Annotated in this window: 4 protein-coding genes; 3 read left to right on the top strand and 1 reads right to left on the bottom strand. The window is 73.2% G+C overall.

The window, feature by feature from the left end:
• The 3 genes from ACFXA3_RS34630 to ACFXA3_RS34620 form a co-directional block, all read left to right on the top strand.
• The coding region (locus ACFXA3_RS34630) for a TerD family protein (protein WP_385193617.1) at positions 1-566 on the top strand (566 nt) is incomplete at its 5' end.
• A 69-nt stretch (positions 567-635) separates the two neighbouring features.
• On the top strand, positions 636-2,624 hold the full coding sequence (locus ACFXA3_RS34625; protein ID WP_385193614.1) for a TerD family protein: 1,989 nt from the start codon (positions 636-638) through the stop codon (positions 2,622-2,624).
• 239 nt (positions 2,625-2,863) lie between these two features.
• Positions 2,864-3,847 (top strand): TerC family protein, encoded by a 984-nt coding sequence (locus ACFXA3_RS34620; RefSeq protein WP_385193612.1) that lies wholly within the window; start codon positions 2,864-2,866, stop codon positions 3,845-3,847.
• 16 nt (positions 3,848-3,863) lie between these two features.
• Here the strand turns inward: ACFXA3_RS34620 and ACFXA3_RS34615 are convergent, their stop codons facing one another.
• Complete coding sequence (locus ACFXA3_RS34615) at positions 3,864-5,198, bottom strand: MFS transporter (protein WP_385193620.1); 1,335 nt, start codon at positions 5,196-5,198, stop codon at positions 3,864-3,866.
• Between the last annotated feature and the right edge of the window lie 67 nt (positions 5,199-5,265).

Here is a 5,265-nt window from a genome sequence, read left to right as displayed (position 1 = left end):
GGACCAAGGGTCAGGCCATCAGTCTGCAGAAGCAGGACGGGGGCACGCTGACCGCGGTCCGGATGGGCCTCGGCTGGCAGGCGGCCAAGCGCCGCGGACTGTTCGGCTCCCGGACCCGGGAGATCGACCTGGACGCGTCGGCGGTGCTCTTCGCCGAGAAGCAGCCGGTGGACGTGGTGTTCTTCCGCCACCTGCAGAGCGACGACGGCTCGGTCCGGCACACCGGTGACAACCTCGTCGGCGGCGCCGGCCAGGGCGGGGACGACGAGTCGATCCTCGTCGACCTCCAGCGCGTGCCGGTGCACATCGACCAGATCGTCTTCACGGTGAACTCGTTCACCGGCCAGACGTTCCAGGAGGTGCAGAACGCCTTCTGCCGCATCGTCGACGAGACCAACGGCCAGGAGCTGGCCCGCTACACGCTGGACGGCGGCGGCCAGTACACCGCGCAGATCATGGCGAAGGTGTCGCGCGTCGGCGGCGGCTGGCAGATGACGGCCCTCGGCAACCCGGCCAACGGCCGGACCTTCCAGGACCTGATGCCGGCGATCCTGCCGCACCTGTAGACCGGAGGCCGGCCCGCGGGGCCGGACACGAGAAGAACGCGCGCAAGGGCACGGGGGAGGGGCTGCACGATGACGGCCGAACTGGTCCGGGGGCAGAACCACCCCCTGCCCGGGACGCGGGTGGAGATCAGGATCGCGGCGGGCACGCCCGTGCTCGCCCTGGCCTCGGCCTGCGATGACGCGGGCCGGCTGGCCGGCCCCGACGCGTTGGCCCACCCCGGTGCCCGGGACCTGCCCGGACTCCGGGTGCCGGAGACGGTGGGGGGCGACCACCGCTTCACCGTCGACCTCGACGCCGTCGCACCGGCCGTGCACCGGCTCGGCGTGGTCCTCGTCCTGCCGCCCGGCGGGCCCGCGCGGTTCGGCGCGGTCCCGGCCCCGTACGTGGCCGTGGCCGAGCCGGAAGGCGCCGACCTCGCCGGATTCACCCTGACGGGGCTGGACTCCGAGAGGGCCGTCGTGGCCCTGGAGCTGTACCGGCGCCAAGGGGCCTGGAAGGTCCGCGCCGTGGGCCAGGGCTATGCCGACGGGCTCGGTGCGCTGCTGGCCGACGCAGGGCTGGGCGGCCCGGCCGCCACCGCCCTGGCCGACGTGGCCACCGGGCTGGTGCCGTCCGGAGACATCACCCTGGCCGCCCTGCCGACGGCGTCCCCGCCGACCGTTCCGCACGGCCTGCGGGCCCCGCGGGACGCCGCAGCCGAGGCCGCCCCGACGCCACCGCCCGCCCCGCCGGCCCCGGAGCCGCTCCCCGTCACCGGCGTCCCGTACCCGGGCACCCCCGCGGCGGCGCCCGGCTCGGCGGCCGGGGACACCCTCGGCGGGCCGCCCACCATCGACTACGCCCACCCGCGCCGCCGCCGTACGAGCACCGAGCCGCCGGAGCCCGGCCCGCGCGCCGTCCCCTCCCCGGAGGCGGACCGGCCCCCCGCCCCGGTTGCCGGCGACGCCTCCGGCTGGTCCATGGAGGAGCGGCTCTACAACCAGGTCTGGGGCATGTTCGAGGACCTGGCCCGCTCCGTGGCCGCCTACCGCAGCGCCTGCGAGTTCGCCGAGTCGCGGATGGACCGCGAGCTCGACGGGGCGCTGTCCGACCCCCGCCACCGCCTCGCGGGCTCCGGCAACGCCGCCCGCGACGAGGCCCGCGCCCGCCACGACGAGCTCGTCGCCCGGGCGAAGGCCGTGCTCGACCGGGACCTCGCCCAGCTGATCGCCGAGTCCGAGGTGGTCGAGCCCGCGCTGCCGGCCGCGTACGCCCGCTGGGCCAACCCCGTCTGGCACGGTCAGGGGGTCCCCGAGGAGGCGCCGATGGCTCTGCGCCTCGGCGACCTGCACCTGCCCGAGCGGCCCGACCTGCGCATCCCCATGCTGGTACGGGTCCCGCCGGAGCGCGGGCTGTGGATCGACAACGGCCGCACCGGCTCCGAGGCCGCGATGGCGATGGACACCGACCGGCTGCGCCGGGCCGCCATGGACATGGCCGTCGCCCACGTGGTCCGGCTGCTCGCGGTCCATCCCGGCGACCGGCTGTCCGTGCACGTCATCGACGCGGCCGGGGCGGGCGCGGGCTCCCTGGCCCCGCTGGTCGCGTCCGGGGTGCTGGCCGGGCCGCCCGCCACCGGGGCCGCCGGGGTCACCCGGACCCTGGAGGAGCTGACCCGGCGCGTGGACCTCGTACAGATGGCCGTGCGGGCCGGGGCCCCCGAGGACCTGCCGCCCGACGTGGACGTCGCCGACCAGCTGCTGATCGTGCACGACTTCCCGCACGGCTTCGACGACCGGGCCGTCACCCGGCTGCGGTACCTGGCCGACGAGGGACCGGCGGTCGGCGTGCACCTGCTGATGGTGGCGGACCGCGACGAGGCCTCGGCGTACGGGCCGCTGCTGGACCCGCTGTGGCGCTCGCTGATGCGGCTGTCGCCGGTACCGGACAACCACCTCGCCGACCCGTGGGTCGGCCACGCCTGGACCTTCGAACCGGACCTGCCGCCGCGGGGCAGCCGGGTCCTGGAGCAGACCCTGGACAGGATCGCCGCGACCCGGCGCAATGCCCGCCCATGACCGGCCCTTGGGGTTCTCTTTACCTTTTGGGGGTCTGACGGGTAACCTGGAGCCCGCGGAGGGGAGTATTCCTGCTTTCCTGCTACGGCGTACCCGTCAATACGGACCACTGCGGCCACGTGCGCGCAGTCGGCCCCGGGGCGCCGGCCCACGGCCTCCAGGCCGCCCGGGTGGAAGAGACCTCCGGCAGCGATGACGCTGACATGTGTGCTGAGCCATCTGCCGGAGGCGAATAAACAGTGGATGTTTCGTTGACCCTCTGGGTGCTGACCATTCTCGGTCTGGGCATCCTCATCGGCGCCGATTTCTTCATCGGCCGCAAACCGCACGACGTATCGATCAAGGAAGCGGGCATCTGGACGGTCGTCTGGATCGCCCTCGCCGTGCTCTTCGGGCTCGGCCTGCTGTTCTTCGGCAACGGCCAGGCCTCCCAGGAGTTCTTCGCGGGCTTCATCACCGAGAAGTCCCTCAGCGTGGACAACCTCTTCGTCTTCGTACTGATCATGGCGAAGTTCTCCGTGCCCTCCCACCTCCAGCAGCGCGTCCTGCTCGTGGGCGTCCTGATCGCCCTGGTCCTGCGCGCCGTCTTCATCGCGGCCGGCGCCGCGATCATCACCTCCTTCTCGTGGGTCTTCTACATCTTCGGCGCGTTCCTGATCTACACCGCGTGGAAGCTGATCCAGGAGGCCCGCAAGGACGAGGAGGAAGAGGAGTTCGAGGAGAACCGCCTCCTCAAGTCGATCGAGCACAAGTTCGGCGTCGCCGACCGCTACCACGGCACCAAGCTCTTCATCCGCGAGAACGGCAAGCGCGTCCTGACCCCGCTGATGGTCGTCATGCTCGCCATCGGCACCACCGACGTGCTGTTCGCCCTGGACTCGATCCCCGCGATCTTCGGCCTCACCCAGGACCCGTACATCGTCTTCACGGCCAACGCCTTCGCCCTGATGGGTCTGCGCCAGCTGTACTTCCTCATCGGCGGCCTGCTCAAGAAGCTGGTCCACCTCAGCTACGGCCTGTCCGTCATCCTCGGCTTCATCGGCATCAAGCTGGTGCTGCACGCCCTGCACGAGTCCGGGGTGCACGTCCCCCAGATCTCCATCCCGGTCTCCCTGGGCGTCATCTGCGGTGTCCTGGTGATCACCACGATCACCAGCCTGATCGCCTCGAAGAAGCAGGCGGCCGCCGAAGCCGCCGCCCGCTCGGAGAGCATCGACGCCTGACGTCCGTCGGCGCGGGCTATGCGGGGGCGGCCGCTTCGGCCGCCCCCGTTCCCGTACCCGCGTCCGGGCCCGACTCCCTGCCGAGGCCCGTACGCGACCGGACCAGCGTCGGGTTCGTCTCCGGCAGCAGCACGAAGCAGGCCAGGCTGAGCAGGGCGACCGCACTCAGGTACACGGCCACGCCCCACGGCGGGCCGGAACCGTCCGCCAGCGCCGTCGCCACGAGCGGGGTCAGCGCCCCGCCCAGCACACCGCCCAGGTTGTAGCCCACGGCCGCGCCCGTACAGCGGATCCGCGGGGCGTACAGCTCCGGCAGGTACGCGCCCACCACGGCGAACATCGTCACCATGCCCAGCAGCCCGCCCAGGCAGCCCAGCGTCATCAGCAGCGGGTCCGCCGTCCGCAGCAGCGCGACGAACGGGAACATCCACACCAGGCACATCGCGCTGCCCGCCAGACACAGCGGCCGGCGGCCGTGACGGTCGCCGAGCACCGCCACCACCGGGGTCATCAGCCCCTTGAGCGCGACGGCCGTCATGATGCAGGCCAGCATCACCGTGCGGTCCACCCGCAGGTGCTCGGTGGCGTACGCGAGGGACCAGGTGGTGACCGCGTAGAACACCGCGTACCCGAGCGACAGCGCCCCGCCGGTCAGCAGGAGCAGCCGCCAGTGCCCGCGCACCACCTCGGACAGCGGGGCGTCGGAGCGCCGGCCCGTCTCGGCGAGGGCCCGGAACTGCGGGGTCTCCTCGACCGAGCGGCGCAGCCACAGCCCGGCGAGGGCCAGCACGCCCGCCGCCCAGAACGGCACGCGCCAGCCCCAGGCGGCGAACTGCGCGTCGGTCAGCGTCGCGGACAGGGTGAGGGTCATGCCGTTGGCCAGCAGGAAGCCCACCGCCGGACCGGCCTGCGGGAAGCTCGCCCACAGCCCGCGCCGCTGCTCGGGGGCGTGCTCGGCGGTCAGCAGGACCGCCCCGCCCCACTCGCCGCCGAGGCCCAGGCCCTGGAGGAAGCGCAGCGCGAGCAGTATCAGGGGCGCCGCCGCGCCGATGGTCGCGTACGTCGGCACGCAGCCGACCGCCACCGTGGCGAGGCCGGTCAGCAGCAGGGAGCCGAGCAGCACCGGGCGCCGGCCGTAGCGGTCGCCGATGTGCCCGAAGACCACGGAACCCAGCGGGCGGGCGAGGAAGCCGATGCCGAAGGTGCCGAAGGCGGCGAGGGTGCCGGCCAGCGGGGAGAAGGACGGGAAGAAGAGCGGGCCGAGCACGAGGGCCGCGGCCGTGCCGTAGACGAAGAAGTCGTAGAACTCGATGGCGGTGCCGGCGAGCGAGGCCCAGGCCAGCCGCAGCATCGAGGGCGGGCGGGGCACCGCCGGGCGGGGGAGGGCGGGGGAGGGGTCTTGTTGCATGGTGCAGCAA

It is taken from the genome of Streptomyces sp. NPDC059456, assembly GCF_042750055.1.
Taxonomy (GTDB): domain Bacteria; phylum Actinomycetota; class Actinomycetes; order Streptomycetales; family Streptomycetaceae; genus Streptomyces.
Note: the sequence above shows the minus strand (reverse complement) of the source record. Positions and strands in the feature narration are given on the sequence as shown.

Excerpts from the sequence above, each read along its gene's own strand:
- ACFXA3_RS34625 (WP_385193614.1), top strand. The coding sequence starts at position 636 with ATGACGGCCGAACTGGTCCGGGGGCAGAACCACCCCCTGCCCGGGACG.
- ACFXA3_RS34615 (WP_385193620.1), bottom strand. The coding sequence starts at position 5,198 with ATGCTGCGGCTGGCCTGGGCCTCGCTCGCCGGCACCGCCATCGAGTTC.